Annotated in this window: 20 protein-coding genes; 14 read left to right on the top strand and 6 right to left on the bottom strand. The window is 74.5% G+C overall.

Annotated features, from left to right (window positions below; genetic code table 11):
• Positions 1 to 32 precede the first annotated feature (32 nt).
• A complete protein-coding gene (locus SGLAU_RS04225; RefSeq protein WP_043498491.1) occupies positions 33 to 827 on the top strand; it encodes a metal-dependent hydrolase in 795 nt (264 codons plus the stop codon).
• Between the two features lie 38 nt (positions 828 to 865).
• Here the strand turns inward: SGLAU_RS04225 and SGLAU_RS04220 are convergent, their stop codons facing one another.
• From SGLAU_RS04220 to SGLAU_RS04205, 4 genes are all read right to left on the bottom strand, one after another.
• Entirely contained in the window at positions 866 to 1,123 is a 258-nt protein-coding gene (locus SGLAU_RS04220; RefSeq protein WP_043498488.1) for a type B 50S ribosomal protein L31, read from the bottom strand.
• Positions 1,124 to 1,165: 42 nt separating this feature from the next.
• Positions 1,166 to 1,636, bottom strand: a complete 471-nt coding sequence (locus SGLAU_RS04215; RefSeq protein WP_043498487.1) for a DUF5709 domain-containing protein — start codon at positions 1,634 to 1,636, stop codon at positions 1,166 to 1,168.
• A 225-nt stretch (positions 1,637 to 1,861) separates the two neighbouring features.
• Positions 1,862 to 3,643: an ABC transporter ATP-binding protein gene (locus tag SGLAU_RS04210; RefSeq protein WP_043498485.1), complete on the bottom strand. Its 1,782-nt coding sequence runs from the start codon at positions 3,641 to 3,643 to the stop codon at positions 1,862 to 1,864.
• Positions 3,640 to 5,451 (bottom strand): ABC transporter transmembrane domain-containing protein, encoded by a 1,812-nt coding sequence (locus tag SGLAU_RS04205; protein WP_043498484.1) that lies wholly within the window; start codon positions 5,449 to 5,451, stop codon positions 3,640 to 3,642. Before SGLAU_RS04205 ends, SGLAU_RS04210 begins: the two co-directional genes overlap by 4 nt.
• 225 nt (positions 5,452 to 5,676) lie before the next feature.
• Between SGLAU_RS04205 and SGLAU_RS35170 the strand changes: the two genes are divergently transcribed.
• On the top strand, positions 5,677 to 5,937 hold the full coding sequence (locus tag SGLAU_RS35170) for a hypothetical protein (RefSeq protein ID WP_159072760.1): 261 nt from the start codon (positions 5,677 to 5,679) through the stop codon (positions 5,935 to 5,937).
• Between the two features lie 608 nt (positions 5,938 to 6,545).
• Here SGLAU_RS35170 and SGLAU_RS04195 read toward each other — a convergent pair.
• Positions 6,546 to 6,995 carry a MarR family winged helix-turn-helix transcriptional regulator gene (locus tag SGLAU_RS04195; RefSeq protein WP_043498481.1) on the bottom strand — a complete coding sequence of 150 codons (450 nt, stop codon included), beginning with the start codon at positions 6,993 to 6,995 and terminating at the stop codon, positions 6,546 to 6,548.
• 138 nt (positions 6,996 to 7,133) lie between these two features.
• Between SGLAU_RS04195 and SGLAU_RS04190 the strand changes: the two genes are divergently transcribed.
• The gene (locus SGLAU_RS04190) at positions 7,134 to 8,936 is read left to right on the top strand and encodes an ABC transporter ATP-binding protein (protein ID WP_043498479.1); all 1,803 of its coding nucleotides are present in this window, start codon (positions 7,134 to 7,136) and stop codon (positions 8,934 to 8,936) included.
• 43 nt (positions 8,937 to 8,979) lie between these two features.
• Positions 8,980 to 9,819, top strand: coding sequence for an endolytic transglycosylase MltG (gene mltG, locus SGLAU_RS04185; RefSeq protein WP_043498477.1), 840 nt, complete (start codon positions 8,980 to 8,982; stop codon positions 9,817 to 9,819).
• Between the two features lie 12 nt (positions 9,820 to 9,831).
• Here the strand turns inward: mltG and SGLAU_RS04180 are convergent, their stop codons facing one another.
• Positions 9,832 to 10,908: an NAD(P)-binding domain-containing protein gene (locus tag SGLAU_RS04180; RefSeq protein WP_043498476.1), complete on the bottom strand. Its 1,077-nt coding sequence runs from the start codon at positions 10,906 to 10,908 to the stop codon at positions 9,832 to 9,834.
• A gap of 124 nt (positions 10,909 to 11,032) precedes the next feature.
• Here SGLAU_RS04180 and SGLAU_RS04175 point away from each other — a divergent pair, with 124 nt between their 5' ends.
• The 10 genes from SGLAU_RS04175 (at position 11,033) to SGLAU_RS04130 (ending at position 22,499) form a co-directional block, all read left to right on the top strand.
• Complete coding sequence (locus tag SGLAU_RS04175; protein ID WP_043498472.1) at positions 11,033 to 11,461, top strand: YjbQ family protein; 429 nt, start codon at positions 11,033 to 11,035, stop codon at positions 11,459 to 11,461.
• A gap of 158 nt (positions 11,462 to 11,619) precedes the next feature.
• Entirely contained in the window at positions 11,620 to 13,452 is a 1,833-nt protein-coding gene (locus SGLAU_RS04170; RefSeq protein ID WP_043498469.1) for a phage tail sheath family protein, read from the top strand.
• A 10-nt stretch (positions 13,453 to 13,462) separates the two neighbouring features.
• Positions 13,463 to 13,984 (top strand): phage tail protein, encoded by a 522-nt coding sequence (locus SGLAU_RS04165; protein ID WP_043498468.1) that lies wholly within the window; start codon positions 13,463 to 13,465, stop codon positions 13,982 to 13,984.
• Positions 13,985 to 13,990: 6 nt separating this feature from the next.
• Complete coding sequence (locus SGLAU_RS04160) at positions 13,991 to 14,731, top strand: hypothetical protein (protein WP_043498466.1); 741 nt, start codon at positions 13,991 to 13,993, stop codon at positions 14,729 to 14,731.
• 2,995 nt (positions 14,732 to 17,726) lie between these two features.
• Positions 17,727 to 18,917 (top strand): DUF4255 domain-containing protein, encoded by a 1,191-nt coding sequence (locus tag SGLAU_RS04155; protein WP_052413606.1) that lies wholly within the window; start codon positions 17,727 to 17,729, stop codon positions 18,915 to 18,917.
• Positions 18,918 to 19,434: 517 nt separating this feature from the next.
• Positions 19,435 to 20,091, top strand: a complete 657-nt coding sequence (locus SGLAU_RS04150) for a hypothetical protein (RefSeq protein ID WP_043498464.1) — start codon at positions 19,435 to 19,437, stop codon at positions 20,089 to 20,091.
• Between the two features lie 15 nt (positions 20,092 to 20,106).
• Positions 20,107 to 20,433 carry a LysM peptidoglycan-binding domain-containing protein gene (locus SGLAU_RS04145; protein WP_052413605.1) on the top strand — a complete coding sequence of 109 codons (327 nt, stop codon included), beginning with the start codon at positions 20,107 to 20,109 and terminating at the stop codon, positions 20,431 to 20,433.
• Positions 20,430 to 21,551: a hypothetical protein gene (locus tag SGLAU_RS04140; RefSeq protein WP_043498463.1), complete on the top strand. Its 1,122-nt coding sequence runs from the start codon at positions 20,430 to 20,432 to the stop codon at positions 21,549 to 21,551. The genes SGLAU_RS04145 and SGLAU_RS04140 overlap by 4 nt, the downstream gene beginning before the upstream one ends.
• Positions 21,548 to 22,138, top strand: a complete 591-nt coding sequence (locus SGLAU_RS04135; protein ID WP_052413604.1) for a phage baseplate assembly protein V — start codon at positions 21,548 to 21,550, stop codon at positions 22,136 to 22,138. The genes SGLAU_RS04140 and SGLAU_RS04135 overlap by 4 nt, the downstream gene beginning before the upstream one ends.
• A 7-nt stretch (positions 22,139 to 22,145) precedes the next feature.
• The gene (locus SGLAU_RS04130) at positions 22,146 to 22,499 is read left to right on the top strand and encodes a hypothetical protein (protein ID WP_043498461.1); all 354 of its coding nucleotides are present in this window, start codon (positions 22,146 to 22,148) and stop codon (positions 22,497 to 22,499) included.

Genomic DNA, 22,499 nt, shown 5'->3' with positions numbered 1-22,499 from the left:
GCGGCACATGAGGAACGGGGCGGGCAACGGCGATGATGGGACCAGCACACTCACTCTCCGGAGCCGCGGCCTGGCTCGGCGTCGGCGCGGCGGCCGCCGCCGCGGGGTACCCCATGCCGTGGCCGGTCCTGCTGGCCGGTGCGCTGATCTGCGCCGGCGCCGCGCTCGCCCCGGACCTCGACCACAAGGCCGCGACCATCTCCCGGGCCTTCGGTCCCCTCTCGCGGGGCCTGTGCGAGATCGTCGACAAGCTGTCGTACGCCGTCTACAAGGCCACCAGGAAGCAGGGCGATCCGCGTCGCTCCGGCGGGCATCGCACGCTGACGCACACCTGGCTGTGGGCGGTGCTGATCGGGGGAGGCACCTCGGCGCTGGCGATCACCGGCGAGCGCTGGGCGGTGCTGGCGATCCTGTTCGTGCACATGGTGCTGGCGATCGAAGGGCTGCTGTGGCGGGCGACCCGCGGCTCCAGCAGCGACGTCCTGGTGTGGCTGCTGGCCGCGACCAGCGCGTGGATCCTCGCCGGAGTGCTGGACAAGCCGGGCAACGGGTCGGACTGGCTGTTCACGGCGCCGGGCCAGGAGTACCTGTGGCTGGGGCTGCCGGTCGTGCTGGGCGCGCTGGTGCACGACATCGGGGACGCGCTGACGGTGTCCGGCTGCCCGATCCTGTGGCCGATCCCCGTGGGGCGCAAGCGCTGGTACCCGGTCGGTCCGCCGAGAGCCATGCGGTTCCGGGCGGGGAGCTGGGTCGAGCTGAAGGTGCTGATGCCGGCGTTCATGCTGCTCGGGGGAGTGGGCGGCGCGGCGGCGCTCAACGTCATCTGAGGCGGGCCGGCCGGGCGCCCCGCCGCCGCGCGGTGGGCTCAGCCCTGGTGGGTGCCTTCGCCGTAGCGCCGTTCGAAGCGGGCGATGCGGCCCTCGGTGTCCACGGTGCGGGCCTTGCCGGTGTAGAAGGGGTGGCTCTCCGAGGAGATCTCCACGTCCACCACCGGGTAGGTCTCGCCGTCGTCCCATTCGATGGTCTGCTCGCTGGTCGCGGTGGACCGGGTGAGGAAGGCGTAGCCGGCGGCCCGGTCGCGGAAGACGACGGGGTGGTAGTCGGGGTGCTTGTCCTGCTGCATGAGGGCTCCAGGTGGGGCAGGGGCAGGGTGCCGGTGACGAGGTCAGCCCGGCAGGGACTCCTCGTCGACGATGTGCACGGCGGCCTCCTCGGCGGAGGCGGCGGCGCCGTCGATACCGACGTCCGTGGCGACCAGCGCCGCTTCCTCGTCCTCGTGCGTGCCCTCGTCGGGCGCGACGAGCCGGCCCGAGCGGGCGGCACCGACCTCGTTGTCCAGGAGTTCGCCGTCGGTGTCCGCGGAGTCGCCGAGGCCGTCGCCGTCCGGCACGGCGAGATCGGGCTGCTCCTCGGCCAGCCGCTGGTCGAGGGTCTCACCGGCGCGGCGCTCGGCCGCCGTCACCCCGGTGTGCTCCACCGCCCACGGTCGCTCCGGAGGGGACCAGCCCGGGTCGAGGGGATCGTCGACCCCGTCGTACTCCAGGGTGTCCTCCGCGTCGAGTACGCCCGTGTCCTCGCGTTGGTCGGACGCGTCAGGCTGGTAGACGTCGTCTCCCCATCCGTCGGCGCTGTTCACGGGTACCTCCAGGGGGTGGGGACGGGGCCGTTCTCACCGCGGTGGGCGGCGGACCGCGACCGTCCGTGCCGGGGCGCGGGCGCCGCCCGCCACGGGCCGCGGGCGCGCCCCCGAGCAGACGCCGCCGCTATCCAGCCTTCCACCCCTGTTCGGCACCGCGCAACGGCAAGGGGCCGCGCGTGGGGCGCCGGGCCGGCCCCCGGGGGCGTACGCCGGACATGCGGGTCAGCCGTGCCAGGACCTCCACAGGGCCGCGTACGCGCCGTTCGCGGCGACGAGGTCGGCGTGGCTGCCCAGTTCGCTGATGCGGCCGTCCTCGACGACGGCGATGACGTCGGCGTCGTGGGCGGTGTGCAGGCGGTGCGCGATGGCGACGACGGTGCGGCCGTCGAGGACCCGGGCCAGGGAGCGCTCCAGGTGACGCGCGGCGCGCGGGTCGAGCAGGGACGTCGCCTCGTCCAGGACCAGGGTGTGCGGGTCGGCCAGCACCAGGCGGGCCAGGGCGATCTGCTGGGCCTGCGCCGGGGTCAGCGCCAGAGAACCGGAGCCGACCTCGGTGTCCAGACCGTCGTCCAGGGCGCGCGCCCACCCGTCCGCGTCCACCGCGCCGAGCGCCGCCCACAGCTCGGCGTCCCGCGCGTCGGTCCGGGCGAGCAGGAGGTTGTCGCGCAGGGAGCCGACGAAGACGTGGTGCTCCTGGTTGACCAGGGCCACGTGGGAGCGGACCCGTTCGGCCGGCATCCGGGACAGTTCGGCGCCGCCGAGGGTGATGCTGCCGTCCCGGGGCGCGTAGATCCCGGCGAGCAGGCGGCCCAGCGTCGACTTGCCCGCGCCGGAGGGGCCGACCAGGGCGAGCCGGGTGCCGGGAGCGACCTTCAGGGACACCTCGCGCAGCACGTCGACGCCTTCGAGGTAGCCGAAGTGCACGCGGTCGGCGCGTACGTCGCGCCCGTCCGGCCGTACCGAGCCGTCCCCGGCGTCCGGCTCGATGTCACGGACCCCGACCAGCCGGGCCAGCGACACCTGCGCCACCTGGAGCTCGTCGTACCAGCGCAGGATGAGCCCCACCGGGTCGACCAGCATCTGGGCGATCAGGGCGCCCGTGGTGAGCTGACCGACGCCGATCCAGCCGTGGAGGACGAACACCCCGCCGACCATCAGCACGGAACCGAGCACCGTCACATGGGTGAGGTTGATGACCGGGAAGAGGACCGAGCGGAGCCAGAGGGTGTACCGCTCCCAGGCCGTCCATTCGCGGATCCGCCGCTCGGACAGCTCGATGCGCCGCCGGCCGAGCCGGTGCGCCTCGATGGTGCGCCCGGCGTCCACCGTCTCGGCGAGCGCGGCGGCCACGGCGGCGTATCCCGCGGACTCGGACCGGTAGGCGGAGGGCGCCCGGCGGAAGTACCAGCGGCAGCCGGCCACCAGCAGCGGCAGCGCGAGCAGCACCGCGGCGGCCAGCGGCGGAGCGGTGACGACGAGCCCGCCCAGCAGCAGTCCGGCCCACACCACACCGATCGCCAGCTGGGGCACGGCTTCGCGCATGGCGTTGGCGAGCCGGTCGATGTCGGTGGTGATCCGCGAGAGGAGATCGCCGGTGCCGGCCCGTTCCAGGACGCCCGGCGGCAGCCCGACCGACCGGATGAGGAAGTCCTCGCGCAGATCGGCCAGCATCCGCTCGCCGAGGATGGCACCGCGCAGCCGCACCTCCCGCACGAACACGGCCTGGAGGAGCAGCGCCGCGACGAAGAGGGCGGCCGTCGGGCCCAGGCGCAGTTCCGGTTCCTCGTCCGCCACCCGCTCGACGAGTCCGCCCAGCAGATAGGGGCCGGCCATGGAGGCGACCACGGCGACCGTGTTCACGCCGACGAGGAGCAGGAAGGCGCGGCGGTGCCGGCGGAACAGCTCGGCCACGTAGGCGCGGACGGTGGCGGGGGCGCCGACGGGCAGTGTGTTCGCCGTCGTCGGGGCCGCCGGGTCGTAGGCCGGTGGCGCCACGCCGATCATGCGGTCTCCTCGATCTCTTCCAGTGCGTGCAGGTCGTTGAGGTCCTTCAGGCCGCGGCGCTCGTCGCGCGAGATCTCGTCGTCGGTCTCCCGGGTCACCACCGCCCGGTACTGCGGTTCGTCGTGCACCAGGTCCCGGTGCCGTCCGACCGCCACGACCTCGCCGTCGTGGACCAGCACCACCCGGTCCGCGCGGTCGAGCAGCAGCGGGGAGGAGGTGAGGACGACGGTCGTCCGGCCGTCCCGCAGGTTGCGCAGGCCCTCGGCGATGCGGGCCTCGGTGTGGGAGTCGACGGCGGAGGTCGGCTCGTCCAGGACCAGCACCTCGGGGTCGGTCAGCAGCGAGCGGGCCAGGGCGAGCCGCTGGCGCTGGCCGCCGGAGAGGGACCGGCCGCGTTCGGTGATCCGGGCGTCCAGCGGGTCCTCGACGCCGAGCGAACTCTGGGCGAGCGCCGCCAGTACGTCCCCGCACTGCGCGGCGGACAGCGCGTCCGCGGCGTCGACCGCGCCGGAGCGGGGCACGTCGAGCAGGTCGCGCAGGGTGCCCGAGAGGAGGACCGGGTCCTTGTCCTGGACGAGGACGGCGGTGCGCGCGGTGTCCAGCGGCAGTTCGTCCAGCGGGACACCGCCGAGCAGCGCGGAGGTGCCCGCCTCCGTGGCGTGTCCGCCGAGCCGCTCCGCCAGCCGGCCGGCCGCGTCCGGGTCGCCGCACACCACGGCGGTCAGCAGCCCGCTGGGGGCGAGCAGTCCGGTGGCCGGGTCGTGCAGGTCACCGGAGGGCAGGTCGGCGGCGCGTGAGCCGCCCGTGTCGGTGGCCCGCTCCAGCGACAGCACGCGGGCGGCCCGCCGGGCCGAGGGGCGCGAGAAGGAGTACGCCATCGCGATCTCCTCGAAGTGCCGCAGCGGGTAGGTCATGATCATGACGGAGCTGTAGACGGTGACCAGCTCACCGACGGTGATCCGGCCGTCGCGGGCCAGGTGGACGCCGTACCAGACGACCGAGATCAGCAGCAGTCCCGGCAGCAGCACCTGGATCGCGGAGATCAGCGACCACATCCGGGCGCTGCGCACGGCCGCGTGGCGGACCTCCTGGGAAGCGCGGCGGTAGCGGTCGAGGAACAGTTCCTCGCCGCCGATGCCGCGCAGCACCCGCAGACCGGCCACGGTGTCGGAGGCCAGTTCGGTGGCCCGGCCGGCCTTCTCGCGCTGGACGTCGGCGCGTCGCGTGGCGGGAGGCAGCAGCGGCAGCACCGCGAGCGCGAGCACGGGCAGGCCGAGCGCGACGACCACGCCGAGCGCGGGCTGGTGGACGACGAGGCCGACGGCGACCAGGACGACGGTGAGGGCGGCGGCGGTGAACCGTGAGACGGCTTCCACGAACCAGCCGATCTTCTCCACGTCGCCCGTGGAGACGGCGACCACCTCACCGGCCGCGACCCGCCGGGTCAGTGCCGAGCCCAGCTGCGCCGCCTTGCGGGCCAGCAACTGCTGGACGCGGGCCGCCGCTGTCACCCAGTTGGTGACGGCGGCGCGGTGCAGGAAGGTGTCGCCGAGTGCGATGCCGACCCCGCACACCGCCAGCAGCCCGCCTGCCAGGGCCAGTCGGGAGCCGGAGCGGTCGATGACGGCCTGGACGGCGAAGCCGACGCAGAACGGCAGCGCGGAGACGGAGACGAAGTGCAGCAGTCCCCAGGCCAGCGATTTCAGCTGGCCGCCCAGTTGGTTGCGGAAGAGCCACCACAGGAATCGGGGGCCCGAGCGCGCGTCGGGCACACCCGGGTCGGGGAACGGAAGGTCTTGGATCTGCATGGGGTCCCAGTGGCTCGTGTAAGGGTGGACGGCGACAACAGCCCGTGAAAGGTTCACGTCGCCGCATGGTCGATAGCAAGCGGTTTTCCCCGGGACCGCACGCATCGGACGAGCGGGGCGGGCGAGGCGGACGGGGGAGCGTCCGCGGCCGGGGACACGTCATAGCGCCGCCCGGGCAAGCCCGCTGGAAACCCGCCCCGAACAACCGCCCCGTAGCAACCCGCAGTGAGGAACAGCCCCCGCACGTCCATGCTCAGAGGACTCGGTGGGGCGACCCTCCGGGTGAGCACCCTGCTCGCCGCGAACCGCGCCCGGGCGGCCGACGCCCCCGCCCGAGCAACCAACTGGGTTCCCGCCGAGTTCGGCACCGACCGGCGCGATCCGGTCACCGTCGTGCTGCGCCTCGACGGCAGGGAGGGGCGGAGAATGCGGCCCGTGTCGGCCATCTCCAGGCCGGCGAAGTCACCGGTCTCGCCCACGACGTGACCCCGTACGCCGGACTCCTCGACGACGGCCGTCCGCACCGGGTCGAGCTCACCGTCCTCGGTGCACCCGAGGGCCGTCCCGGCTGGAACGCGCCCTTGGACGCCCCACCCGGGCATCCGGCAGGACGAGAGGCGAGCCCGCGTCCCCCGCGCCGCTCACCGTCCACCGGGAGCGCAGCCGGTGGAACTCCTCGGCGTACACGCCGGGTCCGGCCGGCGAGGAACACCGGGTCGGCACCGGGGCCGTCCGGCAGTTGACGGGTCCCTCGGTTGACGGGTCGCTCGATGGACGGCACCACCACCCCCGTGCGGCGGACCGGCTGGGCACGGTGCTCGCGCCGAGCGGCCGGGCCGCCACCGTCACCAGGAGGGCGCCCTGCGCACCGCGTGGTCGCGGCTCGACGGCATCTGCACGGGGGACGCCGCCCATACCGTGGACGTCCCGCGCGGCCCGCGGCACGCGGCCGGCACGACGAGGTGAACGCTACCGGCTGTACGGGTCCGCGGCGGGGCCGTACAGCCGCCACGACCGGACGCCGACGAGCGCGCGGGGCGTCCCCGCCGAGGACCGGCCGCGCTGCCGCGGCGAGTGCGCGCCCGCGGGAACGGTCAGCAGGCCCGCTCGCCGTCGCCGTCCACGAGCGTGTCCAGCAGCCCGGCGAGCATCCGCCGCTGATCCTCGGACAGCGGCGCCAGGATCTCGTCCGCCGCCGACAGCCGCGCCCCGCGCAGCTTCCCCAGCGTGGTGCGGCCGTGGTCGGTCAGCTCTATGCGGATCACCCGCCGGTTCGCCGGGTCCGGCACCCGGCGCACCTTCCCGCTCGCCTCCAGCCCGTCGACCAGCGTGGTCACGGCCCGCGGCACGACCTCCAGGCGCTCGGCGAGGTCGGCCATGCGGGGCGGCGAGCCGTAGTGCCCGAGGGTGCGCAGGAGCCGGGACTGGGCCGGGGTGATGCCCAGTCCGCGCTGCTCCAGGTGGCGCTTCTGGATGCGGTGCACCCGGCGCGTGAGCCGCAGCAGCTGCTCGGCGAGCAGGGCGTCCGGATCGGGGGTGGTCATACGGGAACAATATCAGGACAGCATTCATTGTGAGTATAGGTAACAATGAGCTACGATCCTCTTCCGTCCCAGGCGGGCAGCGGTTCCTCCCCGTCCGCCGTCCGCCTCCGCAGGACGCCGTCCACCCCGTAGGAGCCCATGCACCCCGACCGCGAACCCGCCTGGAGCCCACCCGCCGACGCCAAGGAGCAGCCCCGGCAGGTGCGCCGCATCCTCGCGCTGTTCCGCCCCTACCGCGGCCGTCTCGCCGTCGTCGGCCTGTTGGTCGGCGCGTCCTCGGTGGTCTCGGTGGCCACCCCCTTCCTGCTGAAGGCGATCCTCGACGTCGCCCTCCCCGAGCGGCGCACCGGCCTGCTCACCCTGCTGGCCCTCGGCATGATCCTCGGCGCCGTCCTCACCAGCGTCTTCGGCGTGCTGCAGACCCTGATCTCCACCACCGTCGGCCAGCGCGTGATGCACGATCTGCGCACCGCGGTCTACGGCCGTCTCCAGCGCATGTCCCTGGCCTTCTTCACCCGCACCCGCACCGGCGAGGTCCAGTCCCGCATCGCCAACGACATCGGCGGGATGCAGGCCACCGTCACCTCCACCGCCACCTCGCTGGTCTCCAACCTCACCGGCGTCACGGCGACGATCGTCGCGATGCTGGCCCTGGACTGGCGGCTGACCGTGGTCTCGCTGCTCCTGCTGCCGGTGTTCGTGTGGATCAGCCGCCGCGTCGGCAACGAGCGCCGGAAGATCACCACGCAGCGCCAGAAGCAGATGGCGACGATGGCCGCCACGGTCACCGAGTCGCTGTCGGTGAGCGGCATCCTCCTCGGCCGCACCATGGGCCGCGCCGAGTCGCTGACGAAGACGTTCGCCGACGAGTCCGAGCGTCTGGTCGACCTGGAGGTCCGTGCGAACATGGCGGGCCGCTGGAGGATGGCGGTCATCACGATCGTCATGGCCGCGCTGCCCGCCGTCATCTACTGGACGGCCGGTGTCGCCCTGGCCCTCGGCGGGCCCGATGTCTCCCTCGGCACGATCGTCGCGTTCGTCTCGCTCCAGCAGGGCTTGTTCCGGCCGACCGTGAGCCTGCTCGGCACCGGTGTGCAGATCCAGACCTCGCTCGCGCTCTTCCAGCGCATCTTCGAGTACCTGGACCTGCCGTTGGACATCACCGAGCCGGAGCACCCCGTCCGCCTCGGCGAGGTGCGGGGCGAGGTCCGGTTCGAAAGCGTCGAGTTCCGCTACGGCGACCAGGGCGCCCCGGTCCTCGACGGCATCGACCTCACCGTGCCGGCCGGGGGCAGCCTCGCGATCGTCGGCCCCACCGGGGCCGGCAAGTCCACCCTGGGCTGCCTCGTGCCGCGGCTGTACGACGTGACGGGCGGCCGGGTCACCCTCGACGGCGTCGACGTGCGCGACCTGGACTTCGACACCCTCGCCCGCGCGGTCGGCGTGGTCTCCCAGGAGACGTACCTCTTCCACGCGACCGTCGCTGAGAACCTGCGGTTCGCCAAGCCCGACGCCACCGACGAGGAGCTGCACGCGGCGGCCCGCGCGGCCCAGATCCACGACCACATCGCCGCCCTGCCCGACGGGTACGACACGGTCGTCGGCGAGCGCGGGCACCGTTTCTCCGGCGGTGAGAAGCAGCGGCTGGCCATCGCCCGGACCATCCTGCGCGACCCGCCGGTGCTGATCCTCGACGAGGCGACCAGCGCCCTGGACACCGGTACCGAGCACGCGGTGCAGCAGGCGATCGACGCCCTCTCCGCGGGCCGTACGACGCTCACCATCGCGCACCGGCTGTCCACGGTCCGGGGCGCCGACCAGATCGTGGTCCTCGACTCCGGGCGCGTGGTGGAACGGGGCAGGCACGAGGAGCTGCTGGCACTCCAGGGGCGCTACGCCGCGCTGGTGCGCAGGGACGCCCGACTGGAGCCGACGGGCTGAAGATATGCCGGGTTTGTGACGATATGCGGGTTACCGTGCCCGCATGCAGACGAACACTCCGTCACGGAGCACGATCCGACTGACGCGCCGGGGCCGCGTGGCCCTCATCGCGACCGGAGCCGTCGTGGCCGGCACCGCCGTGACGGTGCCGCTGCTGACCCTGGACGACGAGGGACCCGGGAAGCCCACGTCCCTGGTCGTCCCGGAGGGCTGGCGCGCCTCCCAGGTCTACGCGGCTGTCGACAAGGCCCTCGAACTGCCCCCGGGCACCACCAGGAAGTCCTTGGACAAGGCCGACCTCGAACTGCCGGCCGACGCCGAGGGCAACCCGGAGGGCTACCTCTTCCCGGCGACCTATCCGCTGGCCGACGACACCACCCCGGAGGCGCTGCTGACGGCGATGGTGGACACCGCGAACGACAAGTTCAACGGCGCCCCCATCGCCGCCGGCGCCCAGCGCAACGCCATGAACGTCTACCAGGCCGTCACCATCGCGAGCATCGTCCAGGCCGAAGCCGCCACCAAGGCCGACATGGGCAAGGTCGCCCGCGTCATCTTCAACCGGCTGGAGCGCGGGATGCCGCTCCAGATGGACTCCACCATCAACTACGCGCTCAACCGCACCACGCTGCGGACCACGCTGGACGACACCCGCATCGACAGCCCCTACAACTCCTACGAGCGCATGGGCCTGCCGCCCACACCGATCGACAACCCGGGCGAGGAGGCCGTGCGCGCCGCGATCAGCCCGACGCCCGGCGACTGGCTGTACTTCGTCACCGTCAAGCCGGGCGACACCCGCTTCACCGCCGACTACGCCGAGCACCAGCGCAACGTGGCCGAGTTCAACGCCCAGCAGAAGAGCCGCAGCCCTCAGCGGTGACCCGACGGGACATCACGCCGCGACCGGCCCCCCGGCCAGCAGGCGCCTGATGTCCCGTACGGCCGCGTGGCCGGCCCGGTTGGCGCCGATCGTGCTCGCCGACGGGCCGTAACCCACGAGGTGGATCCGCGGATCCGCTGCCACGCGCGTCCCCTCCATCCGGATGCCGCCGCCCGGCTCCCGCAGCTTCAGCGGCGCCAGGTGGTCGATCGCGGCCCGGAAACCGGTCGCCCAGAGGATCACATCCGCCGTCACGCGCCGCCCGTCCGCCCACGCGACGCCCTCCGGGACGATCCGGTCGAACATCGGCCGCCGGTCCAGGACCCCGTCCGCCAGCCCCTGCCGGATCGCGTCGTTCAGCGGCAGCCCGGTGACCGACACCACGCTCCGCGGCGGCAGCCCCCGCCGCACCCGCTCCTCCACGAGCGCGACCGCCGCGCGCCCCGCGTCCTCGTCGAACGGCCCCTCCCGGAAGACCGGCGGCCGGCGCGTCACCCAGGTGGTGGCCGCGGCGTACGGCGCGATCTCCAGCAGGTGCTGGGTCCCTGAGGCGCCCCCGCCCACCACGATCACCCGCTGCCCGGCGAACTCCTCGGGACCCGGGTACTGCGCGGTGTGCAGCTGCCGCCCGCGGAAGGACTCCTGTCCGGGATACCGCGGCCAGAAGGGCCGGTCCCAGGTACCTGTCGCGTTGATCAGCGCCCTGGTCGCCCAGCTCCCCGCCGAGGTCTCCACCAGCAGCCGCCCGTCCCTGCCCTCCCTGACCGCCCGCACGTCCACGGGCCGCCGTACCCGCAGGCCGAAGGCCCGCTCGTACGCCGTGAAGTACGCGCCGATCACCTCCGACGAGGGCCGCGCGGGATCCGCTCCCGTCAGCTCCATGCCCGGCAGCGCGTGCATCCCGTGCACCTTGCCGTACGTCAGGGAGGGCCACCGGAACTGCCAGGCGCCGCCCGGGCCGGGGGAGTGGTCCAGCACCACGAAGTCGCGGTCCGGCTCGAAACCGGTACGGCGCAGATGGAAAGCGGCGGCCAGCCCGGCCTGACCGGCGCCGACGACGACCACCTCGACCTCGCGTGCACTGTTCACGCTCCTCGCAACAGCGGCGCGTGCGTGGAACTTCCCGGGCGCGGCCGGCGAGGTCCGGCCGGAGCAGGGGCCGAGTCGCGGCGGGTGGGATGAGGCCGGGGACGAGATGGGTGAGGATGGGGGCATGTCAGATGCGTTCACCACCCGAGTGCTGCACATCGCCTCCGGCTCCGAGGAGACCGTCGTCGACCTCACCCGCGACTGCGAGGCCTTCCTCCGGGAGGCGGCGGCCGGGCGCGACGGCCTCCTCAACGTCTTCGTCCCGCACGCCACCGCCGGCGTCGCCATCATCGAGACCGGCGCGGGCAGCGACGACGACCTGCTCACCGCCCTGCACACGCTGCTCCCCGCCGACGACCGCTGGCAGCACCGCCACGGCAGCCCCGGCCACGGCCGCGACCACGTCCTGCCCGCCATCGTCCCGCCGCACGCCACCCTGCCCGTGCTCGGCGGACGGCTGGAACTGGGCACCTGGCAGTCCGTGTGCCTGGTGGACACCAACCGGGACAACCCGGACCGGCAGGTGCGGCTCAGCTTCCTCGGCGGATCCTGAGCGCCCGATGCCCCCGCCCGCCTGATCAGCCGATCTCCATCACCTGATCGAAGCAGCCCCAGCGCTCTCCAGGGCGCCGTACCGCGCACTGTCTGCCTACGGTGATCACGGACCGCGAGCAGCAGTTCTTCAGTTCGGCGTGGAGAGAAGAGGCTGGCATGCCGGTGAACGTCACCTATCCGGGCGTCTACATCGACGAGGTCAAGAGTTCCGTCCGGACGATCACGGGCGTTCCCACCTCGGTGGCCGCCTTCGTCGGCTACGCGCCGCGCGGACCCGTCGACCGGCCCGTGCACATCACGGGCTGGGCCGACTACGAGTCCGCCTTCGGCGGGCTGCAGGCCAACTGCCCCATGAGCTACGCGGTCTACCAGTTCTATCTGAACGGCGGCAGCGAAGCCGAGATCGTCCGCGTGGTCAGGGACGGCGACAAGCCCGTCCGGCTGCCGCTCGGCACGACGCCGCCCGGCAGGGAACCCGCTCGCGGCGCCACCGGTCCCGCCCGCGAGGGCGAAGGCGGCGAGAACGCCGGCGAGGGCGAGTCGAACGAGACGGCGCCCCCGGCCGAGGAGAAGAAGCGCGGCCGGGGCGGGGGAGACACGGCCGGTGCCGACCGGACCGGCGGCCGGGCCCGCCCCGCCCCGCCGGGACTCGTGGCCGCCTCCCCCGGGCGCTGGGGACGGAACCTGCGGGCCCGGGTGGACTACGACACCTCCGAAGGGCCCGACGTCGGCAGGGACCGGCGGGAACTGTTCAACCTGACCGTCTACGACGCGGAGACCGGCGCCCTGGAGCGCTACGTCAACGTCAGCGTCCGGCCCGACAGCCCCCGCAACCTCGCCGACGTGCTGGAGACCTCCCAGCTGGTCCGCGTCGACCCGCACGCCCCCGTCGAGACGGTGCCCGCGCAGAACGCGGACGTGACCCCGGGAGTCGACCCGTTCTCCCTGCCCCTCGACGGCACCGCGGCCGGCCCGCCGCCCTTCTACGCCCCCACCGAGCCGGGCCGAGGGGGCGACGAGGACGAACGCCCCCTCGACCCGGCCTCCTACGAGGGCAGTCCCAACGACAAGACCGGCCTGCACCAGCTGCTGAAGACGGACATCTTCAACATCCTGTGCCTGCCCGACGCGCACTGGCTCGACGAGCAACTGGCGGCCAAGGGCGACGGCGGCAGCGCGCAAGGGCTCCGCGAAGCGGCACTGAAGCTGTGCGTCGACCGGCGCGCCATCCTCCTCGTCGATCCACCGCCGGCCTGGACCACCCCGCAGCCCGGCGGGAAAGCGGGCGCCGTCGGTGCCGTCATCGACCGCCTCAAGGACGTCGCCACGGGCGAGAACGGCAAGAACGCCGCCGTCTACTACCCCCGGGTGCTCGCCCCGGACCCCCTGCGCCAGGGCGCGCTGCGCGCCTTCCCGCCGTCCGGCGTGATGGCCGGGGTGCTGGCCCGCACCGACGTCCAGCGCGGAGTGTGGAAGGCGCCCGCGGGCACCGACGCCTCGCTCACCGGCGTCAGCGACCTCGAGGTGCCGCTGACCGACCTGGAGATCGGACGGCTCAACCCGCTCGGCATCAACTGCCTGCGCCGCCTGCCCGCCGCGGGCCCGGTCGCCTGGGGAGCGCGCACCCTGCGCGGAGCGGACCGGCTCGCCGACGAGTGGAAGTACCTGCCCGTGCGGCGTCTCGCGCTCTTCATCGAGGAGAGCCTGTTCCGGGGCACGCACTGGGTGGTGTTCGAACCGAACGACGAGCCGCTGTGGGCGTCCATCCGCCTCAACGTCGGCGCCTTCATGAACTCGCTGTTCCGCGCGGGCGCCTTCCAGGGCCGCACCCCTCAGGAGGCCTACCTGGTCAAGTGCGACAAGGAGACCAACCCGCAGAACGACATCGACCGCGGGATCGTCAACATCCACGTCGGCTTCGCCCCGCTGAAACCCGCCGAGTTCGTGATCGTCCACATCCAGCAGCTCGCCGGCCAGATCCAGGTCTAGGAGGACGACGATGCCGGAAGTGACGCGCCGCGACCCCTTCAAGAACTTCCGCTTCAAGGTGAAGTTCAGCGGGGAGACCGCCTACATCGCGGGAATCAGCAAGGTCAGCGGACTGAGAAGAACGACCGAGGTCATCCTGCACCGCGACGGCGGCGACCCCGGCACCAGCCGCAAACTGCCGGGCCGCACCGAGTACGAGGCCATCACCCTGGAGCGCGGCATCACCGTCGACACCGCCTTCGAGGAGTGGGCCAACCGCATCTGGAGTTTGCGCAACTCCTCCGGGGGACTGGAGACCTCGCTCAAGGACTTCCGCCGGGACCTCATCATCGACGTCTTCGACGAAGGCGGCCAGCAGGTGCTGTCCTACTCGGTGCGCGAAGCCTGGGTGTCGGAGTACCAGGGCCTGCCCGAGCTCGACGCCGGATCCCCCGGAGTCGCCTTCGAGCGCATCAGGATCGAGCACCACGGCTGGGTGCGGGAGAAGACCAGCCCGCCGGGGGAGCCCCAGTTCACCGATACCGCAGGGTGATGACCCGTGCCGTGCGCACTGACGGAGACGAACGTCCTCGACGTGTGGGAGAACGGTCTCGGCAGCACGCCGGCCGGCCGGTCCGTGCTGCTCGCCTCCCTGGCGGCACCGGCCGGCCAGGACGTCGCCGGGCTGCCGCTGAGCACGCTGAACGCGCTGCTGCTGCACCTCCGCTCCGGCGCGTTCGGAGACCTGCTGCCCTGTGTCACCGACTGCCCGGAGTGCGGCGAGAGCCTCGACGTCACCGTCGCCGCGGACGAGCTGCGGGCACTGGGAGCCGGAGGGACGGCGGCGCCGGGGCCCGGCGGACGGACCGAACCCGCCGTCGCGACCCTCACCGCGCACGGCATGGACGTCACCTTCCGCGCGCTCACCGCCCGGGACGTACAGGCCGTCGACCCCGGGACTCCCGATGCCCGCCGTCAGCTGCTGCTGCGCTGCGTGCTGCACGTCAGCCCGCCCGCCGACGAGTTGCCGGACGAGGTCCTCGAGGACGTCGCCCGGCGGCTGCCCGGCCTCGACCCCGGCGCCGACCCGGTGTTCACCCTGGACTGCCCCCAGTGCGGCCACCGCTGGCAGGCCCCGCTCGACATCGCCGACCACGTGTGGGCCGATGTGAGTGGGTACGCGCACCGGCTGCTGCACGAAGTGCACGCCCTGGCACGGGCCTACGGCTGGACGGAGGCCGAAGTGCTGGCGGTCGGCCCGCTCCGGCGCCGCTTCTACCTGGAGGCGAGCGCGGGATGAGCGACTTCGTGGCCCGGCTGCTCGGGGCGCCCGCACCGTGGCTCCGCCCGCTGACACCCCATGTCTTCGACCCGGACGCGCCACGCCTGCCGGGCGACGGTGAACCGTTCGGTGCGCAGGCCCCGCCGGGGGAGACGGAGGAGACCCCTGAGCCTGACGGGCCCACCGGGTTCGGTGAGCCGGTTCGGTCCGGCGAGCCAAGTGGGTCCCGTATGCCGGGGGAGCCCGCGCGGACCGGGAGGGGGGCAGCGATGCCCGCGGTCGCCGGTGCGGTGCCTGGGGGTGAGGGCGGCAGCGGGGCGCACGACCGGGGCCGAGCAGCGCCGAATCACCCCGCAGGGGTTCCTCTCGGGGTGGGGGCGGTGCCGGACACGCCGGGGAGACACGAGGACGCGGTGAGTTCGGACACCGGAGCCGGGATGCGGGGGACCGCTGCGGGAGCGGCGCCGGCGCCGGTGGCCGGGGTCGGCCGCGGCCCGCGCGATCCGGAGGTCCGGGCTGCTCGTGAGCAGGGGCGCCGCGTCGGTACGGCCGGCCGTGGCGCTGTGGGCGGGACCGGCGACCGTGACCCGGGCCCGCAACAGCCCGAGGCGGTCCCGTACGAAGGACAGGCGGCACCCTCGGCCGGTCCCGGTCCCGGTCCCGGTCCCGGTCCCGGTCCCGGTCCCGGTCCCGGTCCCGGTTCCGGTTCCGGACCCGGACCCGGACCAGGCCCGGGTCACGGCCCAGGCCCAGGCCCCGGTACCGGGCGTGGTCCCGGCGCGGGCCAGGGCCCCGGTACCGGGCTTGGTCCCGGCGCGGGCAAGGCATCCGGAACTGGTCGTGGTCCCGGCGCGGGGCAAGGCCCGTATCCAGGTGATGGTCCCGGCGCCGGTCCAGGTCCAAGTGCGGGCCCCGGAGCGGGCACAGCCGGTACGGCTCCCGCGTCGCCGCCGCCGTCTGACCGGCGTCCGGCAGAACGCGGACACCCGAGGGGCGCCGAGTCTCCGGCGCGCGACGCGGACACGGGACATCCGGCTCCGGTGGTGGGAGGAGGGAGGGACAGCGGAGCAGCACGGAGGGGGACGGGGGCGATCGACCCTGGGACCGGCGGACCGGGGGTGGTCGCCAGGCGGCCCCCCGGCGGATCGCCGCCGGGGGGAGGGGCGCGCACGCCTGAGGCCACGGCCGGTGTGCCGCCTGCCGGAGCCGGAGCCGGAGCCGGAGCCGGAGTGGGCCCCGGGCCCTCCGAGGGTGCGTCGGCCGGTCTCCCGAGAGCGGTGTCCGGGACTTCCGTTCCACCGGAGGGCGAGACGCCGGCCGGACGTCCGGAGGTGCCGCCCGAGGCTGCCTCGGCTGCCTCCGCGTCCCCCCGGCCGACGCCGGACGACCCGGCCCCCGCGCCTCCCGGCCCCGGTACCCCGCTGCCGAGCCACGTCGGGGAACGGACCCGGCATGCCCGCACGTCGAGGAGGAGCGGTGCCGCCGGGCGGCCGTCGGCCGTCGGTCCCGCACCGGACACGTCACCCGGGGCGCGGGAGCCGAAGCGGACATCGTCGGGAGGCCCCTCGCAGGGACGGACGCGGCAGGAGGGGCCGACGGGCGTGCGGGCCGAGTCGGAAGGTGCGGACTCGCGGAGGCCGGCTGAGGCGCGCGGGCACGAGGAGGTGCCGGCGGAGAGCCAGGTGGTGCCGCGAGGACCGAGAGGGCCGCAAGGGCCGGGAGACGTACCGGCGCCGAGCGCGTCGGCAGCGCGGGGACCTGACGGCTCGTCGGAGCACGGTGCCGCCGTGCTGCGTGGCACGGTGCCGGAGTCGGCGGCCCCGTCGGTGGGAGGCCCGGTCGTGCTGCGGAAACCGGCAGGTGGGCCGCCGAACACCTCGGGTGCGCCGCCCGCGGCTGGCGGGGTGTCACCGGATGCCTCGACCGCGGGAGGAAGGCCCGGAGGCGTGGCACCGGGCGCCCCCTCGTTCGTGTCCCGTGAACCCGAGGGCATGACGGCGCATGCGTCGGTGGTGCCGCGTGCCTCACTCGTGCCGCCCGAGTCCGGGGGCACGTCGAACCACCCTCCGGCGGTGCGGCACAAGGACGAGAGTGTCTCGCCGTATGCTTCAGCCGTGCGGCGTACGGCCGGGACGACCCCGCGCGATGCCTCAGCCGTGCCGCGTACGGCGGACAACGCGTCGCCGAATCCCGCAGCCGGGACCCGCGAGCCCGGAGGGGCGGCGTCGTACGGGTCACCGTTGTCAGGCGAGTCCGGCCCTTCGCCGTTCACGGACCCGGCCGTGGGCCACCTCGCCGGGCCGCCGTCGGCGACGGTCACCACGCCGCGCCCCGACGCCACCGCCCCGTCGCCGCTGCCCCCGGTGGGACCGGCGAGTGGGCCCGCTTCCGTGCCGGACCTTCCCCGGGACGCCGTTGCTCCCGGCCGGCGGCGATCCACACCGCCCGCGGTGCTCCCCGCGGTGCAGCCCTCAGCCCCGCAGTCCTCCTCCCGGCGCCCCACGCCCGGGCGCGAGCAGTACGACGCGGTGCCGCCGCACCCGCACGGACGACCCGAGTCCGCCGCTCCGTCCCCGGGTCCCGGGTCTTCGGCCCGGAGCGCCGAGCCATCGGCTCCGAGCGCCGAGTCCCCCGTACCGCCCCCACCGGCGTCCACCGCCCCGCGGACCTCCCGCCGGGCGCTCCAGGACGCCCGTCGCGACCTGAGCGCATCCCCCGCCGCTCAGGTCCCCGGACGTCCCGCCACGCAGCAGTCCCCGGCCTCTTCCCGGTCAAGCGCTCCCGCACCCGGCCCCGCCCGTCCCCCGGTCCGGCCTCCCGCTCGCCGCTCCCCGTCTCCACAGCCGTCTCAGCCACCTCTCGCCCCGCCGGTCACGGCGGCTCCGGAGACCGTCGTCCGCGTCACGATCGACCGGCTGGTCGTGCACACGGCACCCGCGCCGCAGCCGGACGAGGCCCCCGCCCCCTCGCGTCGTCCGGCGCTCAGCCTCGAGGACTACCTCGGGAGGCGGTCGTGAGCGACGCGCTCGCCATCGCGGCGGTGACCGAGACATTGCGGGCGGTGCTCCAGGAGGCCGTGGAACGCGCCGTGCCGGGCGCGGTGGTGACGGCGCGCCACCCGGAGCGCGCCGGAGTCGACGAGGGCGGCGCCGCCGCGCTGAACGTGTTCCTCTACCGGACCGCCGTCGACGGCGCCTGGCGCAACACGGACCCGTTCGGCTCGCACCCGGGGGAGACCCGGCACCCGGCGCTGCCTCTCGTGCTGCACTACCTGCTCACCGGATACGCCGCCGACACCGAGGATGCCCCGCTCGCCGAACGGCTGCTCGGCGCGGCGATGGCGGCGTTGCACGCCCGGCCGGTGCTGCGGTCGGCCGAGCTGCGGTCGGCCGCCGGTTTCAGCGATCTGCATCTGCAGCCGGAAGCGGTGCGGATCACCCCGGCGGAGCCCGCACCCGGTGAGCTGTACCACCTGTGGGAGGCACTGGGGCTCGCCTACCGGCTGTCGGCGCCCTTCGAGGCCAGGGTCGTGCTCATCGACAGTGCCGCACCGGGCCGTACCCCGCTGCCGGTGCTGCGGCGCGGTGACGACGGACGCGGGCCGGAGACGGTGCCGTGGACCACCGTCCCGTGGCCGGTGCTGCACACCGTCCGGCCCGCGCCGGCCGTGCCGGGTGCCGAACTCGTGCTGAGCGGTGCGGGGCTCGGCGCGGGGACGCCGAGCGTGCGCCTGACGCATCCGCTGCTCGGTGGCCCCGTGGTGCTGGCGGCCCGCGCCGACGGCGCCGGCACCGTGCGCGCGACCCTGGGGGAGGATCACGGCGCGGGGCGCTGGTCCGCGGTCGTGGTGCTCACGGCGCCGGACGGAAGCGAACGCACCACCGGCCCCCGGCCCGTGCACATCGCGCCCCGCATCACCGGCGACCTGCCGCTCTCCGCGGCGCGGGACCGTTCGGGGGGTGTGACGCTCACCGTGGACTGCGTTCCGGCGGTCCGCCCCGGCCAGCGGGCCGAGTTGCTGGTGGCGGACCTCCCGGTGCCCGCCGAGCCGTTCGCGCGGGCCACCCGGAAGCTGAAGTTCCGGGTGAGTGCCGCGCGGCCGGGCCGGTACCCACTGCGGCTGCGCGTCGACGGGGTCGACAGCCCGCTGACCGACGAGCGGGCCGAGCGGTTCGACACCGGCACGACGGTGGTGATCACATGACCGGCACCCGGGTCGAACTGCGCATCCGGCGGCTGGAACTGGACACCTGGGCCCGGCCGTCGCGGGCGGCGCTGTGCGCGGCCGTCGAGACCGAGCTGGCCGTCCTGCTCGGCCGGCCACCGGCGGCGGGGACCGGGCGTCCGGGCCCCCCGGCGGACCCCCGCCTGACCGGCCTCGCCCGGCACATCGCCCGAGCCGTCCACGCGGCACTGCGCGAACGCAGGCCGGACGCCGTCCCCCGCGCAGCGGGCGCCCCCGCAGCCGTCCCACCGGCGGGCGCCCTCCGGGAGACCCCCTCACACGGGACCGCCCCGGCCGGACCGGCCCCGGCCGGAACCGCCTCGGATCGCCCTGCTCCGCACGGACCCGCCCCGTCCCGATCCTCCGCGCAAGAACCCGCCCCGTCCCGATCCTCCGCGCAAGAACCCGTCCCGCAAGAACCCGTCCCGCACGGACCCGTCGCCCAGGCAGCCGCTGTCCCGGGCACCTTCACAGGGAAGGCAGGTGCGCGTACGCCGTGACCACGCCCCCACCCGGACCGCGCGCGCCGCGCCGCGGCGGGTTCGTCTTCCTCGACCCCGAGCAGGGCTCGGTCCTCCGGGTCGTGCCGTTCCAGTACAACCCCGACAGCATCCACCGCACCCTGCGGCCCCGGGGCATCGGAGCCGATGCCGGGGACCGGCTGGAGGCGCTGCGGCTCCAGGGCCCGCCACGGGAGACCCTCCGGATCGACGCGGAGTTCGACGCCACCGACCGGATCGCCGGGGCCCCGGGCGGGGCGCCCCCCGTGGGCAGCGGAGTGTTCGGGATGCTGTCCGCGCTGGAGAGCGCCGTGTGTCCCACGGCCGCCCAGCTCACCCAGCAGAACGACCTCGCCGCCCGCGGGATGCTCGAGATCGCCCCGGTGCAGGGGCCGCTGCCGGTGCTGGTGCTCGGCCCGCACCGGGTGCTGCCGGTGCGCGTGCTCGACCTCGACGTGACGGAGGAGACCTACGACGGCGAACTCACCCCGATCCGGGCCCGGGTGACGCTGACCGTCCGCATCCTCACCGTCGACGACGTCGGCCACCGGCACCGGGCGGGCGGACTCCACCTGCAGTACCAGCAGAACCGGGAGCGCTTCGCGGCGCTCGTGGGGTACGGCGCCGGCGTGGTCGGCTACCAGGGCAGCTGAACGAGGAGACCGGACATGATCGAACCCACCAGCAGATACCACCCGCTCCCCACCGCCACCCACACCCTCCCGGACGGCCGCACCGTCACCCATCTGCGCCGCCGTCTGCTGCCGCAGCCCGAGCGGCTGGCGGACCTCGGGGAGCACGTCGTCACCGCCGGCGACCGGCTCGACCTGATCGCGGCCCGCTGGTACGGCGATCCGGAGCAGTCCTGGCGGATCGCGGACGCCAACCGGGCCCTGCGCCCGGACGAGCTGACGGCCGTCCCCGGTCGCCGGCTGCGGATCACCCTGCCCGCCGAGGCGTCGGCGGTGCCGGTCGCGGGCGAGCCGGCCCGGTGACGGTCCACAGCCTGCACCTGATGCTGCTCGTCGGGGACACCGTGCCGAGCCCGGCCCCGGCACAGCTCGTCGACGCCCTGCACGCCGCCCGGATCACCGCCGCCTCCGGCACCACCAACGGCTTCCAGCTGACCTTCGCGCTCAGCCCCCGCTCGCCGCTGCACCGTGCGGTCCTGCCGTCCGGCGTCCTGCACCCGAAGAAACGGGTGGTCGTGGCCGTGATCCTGGCGGGCCGCTGCCACGTGCTCGTCGACGGGGTGGTCACCCGGCAGGAACTCCACGCGGGCCGGGCGCCCGGCGCGTCGTATCTCGTCGTCACCGGCGAGGACCTGACCACGCTGATGGATCTGAAGCACCAGCGGCGCGCCTTCCCCGGACTCGCCCCCCATCTGCGGGCGACGGTCGTGTGCGCCGCGTATGCGCAGTACGGCATCACCCCGAGGGCCGTGGCCCCGGCCCTCACCGACCAGCCCGACCCGGTCGCCGAGATCCCGGTCCAGTCGGCGACCGACCTCGCGTATCTGCGCTCCATGGCCGCCGACGTCGGGCACGTCTTCCACCTCGAACCGGGCCCCGCCCCGGGCGTCAGCACCGCCTACTGGGGCCCGCAGAAACGGGCGGGGACCCCGCAGCCCGCCCTCACCACGGGCTGCGGAGCCGCCGACAACGTCGAGGAACTGACCTTCGCCCTCGACGGGCTGGCCGCCTCCGGGTACGGCACCCACCGGCTGGAAGGCTCGTCGGCCAGTTCCTCCGAGGTCACGGCCCCCGAACCCCGGCTGCTGCGGCCCGGCCTCGCCGCGAGCCCGGCCCCCGCGCTGCGCACCGGGGCGCTGCGCGGCCAGACCGGACGGCCGCTGCCCCGGACCCTGCTGGCCGGACTCGGCCGCACGGTCGCCGCCGAGCCCGTCACCGGCCGCGGCACCCTCGACGTCCTGCGCTACGGGCACGTCCTCAGCCCGCACGGCCTGGTCGGGGTGCGCGGGGCGGGCCAGGCCTACGACGGCCGCTACCTCGTGGCCGCCGTCACCCACGACCTCACCCGGGACACCTACAGACAGCACTTCACGCTGGTCCGCGAAGGACTCGGCGCCGACATCCAGGTGGTGACCCCATGACAGCACCCCGCACGGACCCGGCCGCACCCGGCGCCGCGCCGATGACGCCGCAGCGCCCGGCCACACCGGGGGCGAAGCAGTGGCCCGGCATGTACGAGGGCGTCGTCGTCTCCGCCGTCGACCCGACCGGCGTCGGACGGCTGATGGTCCGCGTCCCCGAGGTGCTGGGCGACGACAACCCCGTGTGGGCGGCGCCGCTCACCCCGATGGCCGGCCCGGACTGCGGGATGTACGTGGTGCCGCCCCCGGGCTCCGGGGTGTGGGTGCGGTTCCAGGACGACGACCCGGACCGGCCGGTCGTGGTCGGTTTCCGGCGCGGCAGTTCCGGGGACGTGCCGCCGGCGGCCGGGGACACCCCGCCCGGCATCCCGCAGATCGTGCTGGCGACGCCCACCGGGAACTCCCTGGTGATCAGCGACCTGCCGGGGCCGTCGGGCGGGATCAAGCTGCAACTGCACGGCGGGAACGGACCGTACCTCAAGATCAACGAGACGTCGATCGAGCTGTCCTGCGGCCCCGGGCTCGCCACCGTCCAGCTCGTCGGACCCCAGGTCACCGTCAACGGCGGCGCCCTGACGGTGCTGTGAGGACACCATGCCAGGACTGCTGATGCACTTCGGGGCGCTGATGATGTGCGCCCACCCGCCCGGCCTCGTCACCATCCCGGCCCCGGTGCAGCAACGCGTGCTGGTCGGACCGCAACCGGTCGCCACCAGCGCCGACATGTTCCTGGTGGCCGGCTGCTCGTTCCCGGCCATGACCGTCGGCGCGCCCCCCTGCACCGGCGTCACCTGGCTGCACACCTCCACCCGGGTGTTCGTCAACGGCCTGCCCGTGCTGCTCCAGCCCAGCCCGCCGGCCAGCCCCGCTCCCGCGATGGGGATCGGCACCCCGCCGCCCAACCCCCCGCTGGTGCTGGCGATGCAACTGCGGGTGCGGGGGATGTGA

The sequence above is a fragment of the Streptomyces glaucescens genome (assembly GCF_000761215.1).
In the GTDB taxonomy this organism is placed as follows: Bacteria; Actinomycetota; Actinomycetes; order Streptomycetales; family Streptomycetaceae; genus Streptomyces; species Streptomyces glaucescens_B.
This window is presented reverse-complemented; position numbering and strand designations above follow the sequence as displayed.

Excerpts from the sequence above, each read along its gene's own strand:
- SGLAU_RS04225 (WP_043498491.1), top strand. The coding sequence starts at position 33 with ATGATGGGACCAGCACACTCACTCTCCGGAGCCGCGGCCTGGCTCGGC.
- SGLAU_RS04220 (WP_043498488.1), bottom strand. The coding sequence starts at position 1,123 with ATGCAGCAGGACAAGCACCCCGACTACCACCCCGTCGTCTTCCGCGAC.
- SGLAU_RS04210 (WP_043498485.1), bottom strand. The coding sequence starts at position 3,643 with ATGATCGGCGTGGCGCCACCGGCCTACGACCCGGCGGCCCCGACGACG.
- SGLAU_RS04205 (WP_043498484.1), bottom strand. The coding sequence starts at position 5,451 with ATGCAGATCCAAGACCTTCCGTTCCCCGACCCGGGTGTGCCCGACGCG.
- SGLAU_RS04195 (WP_043498481.1), bottom strand. The coding sequence starts at position 6,995 with ATGACCACCCCCGATCCGGACGCCCTGCTCGCCGAGCAGCTGCTGCGG.
- SGLAU_RS04190 (WP_043498479.1), top strand. The coding sequence starts at position 7,134 with ATGCACCCCGACCGCGAACCCGCCTGGAGCCCACCCGCCGACGCCAAG.
- mltG (WP_043498477.1), top strand. The coding sequence starts at position 8,980 with ATGCAGACGAACACTCCGTCACGGAGCACGATCCGACTGACGCGCCGG.
- SGLAU_RS04175 (WP_043498472.1), top strand. The coding sequence starts at position 11,033 with ATGTCAGATGCGTTCACCACCCGAGTGCTGCACATCGCCTCCGGCTCC.
- SGLAU_RS04170 (WP_043498469.1), top strand. The coding sequence starts at position 11,620 with ATGCCGGTGAACGTCACCTATCCGGGCGTCTACATCGACGAGGTCAAG.
- SGLAU_RS04165 (WP_043498468.1), top strand. The coding sequence starts at position 13,463 with ATGCCGGAAGTGACGCGCCGCGACCCCTTCAAGAACTTCCGCTTCAAG.
- SGLAU_RS04145 (WP_052413605.1), top strand. The coding sequence starts at position 20,107 with ATGATCGAACCCACCAGCAGATACCACCCGCTCCCCACCGCCACCCAC.
- SGLAU_RS04135 (WP_052413604.1), top strand. The coding sequence starts at position 21,548 with ATGACAGCACCCCGCACGGACCCGGCCGCACCCGGCGCCGCGCCGATG.
- SGLAU_RS04130 (WP_043498461.1), top strand. The coding sequence starts at position 22,146 with ATGCCAGGACTGCTGATGCACTTCGGGGCGCTGATGATGTGCGCCCAC.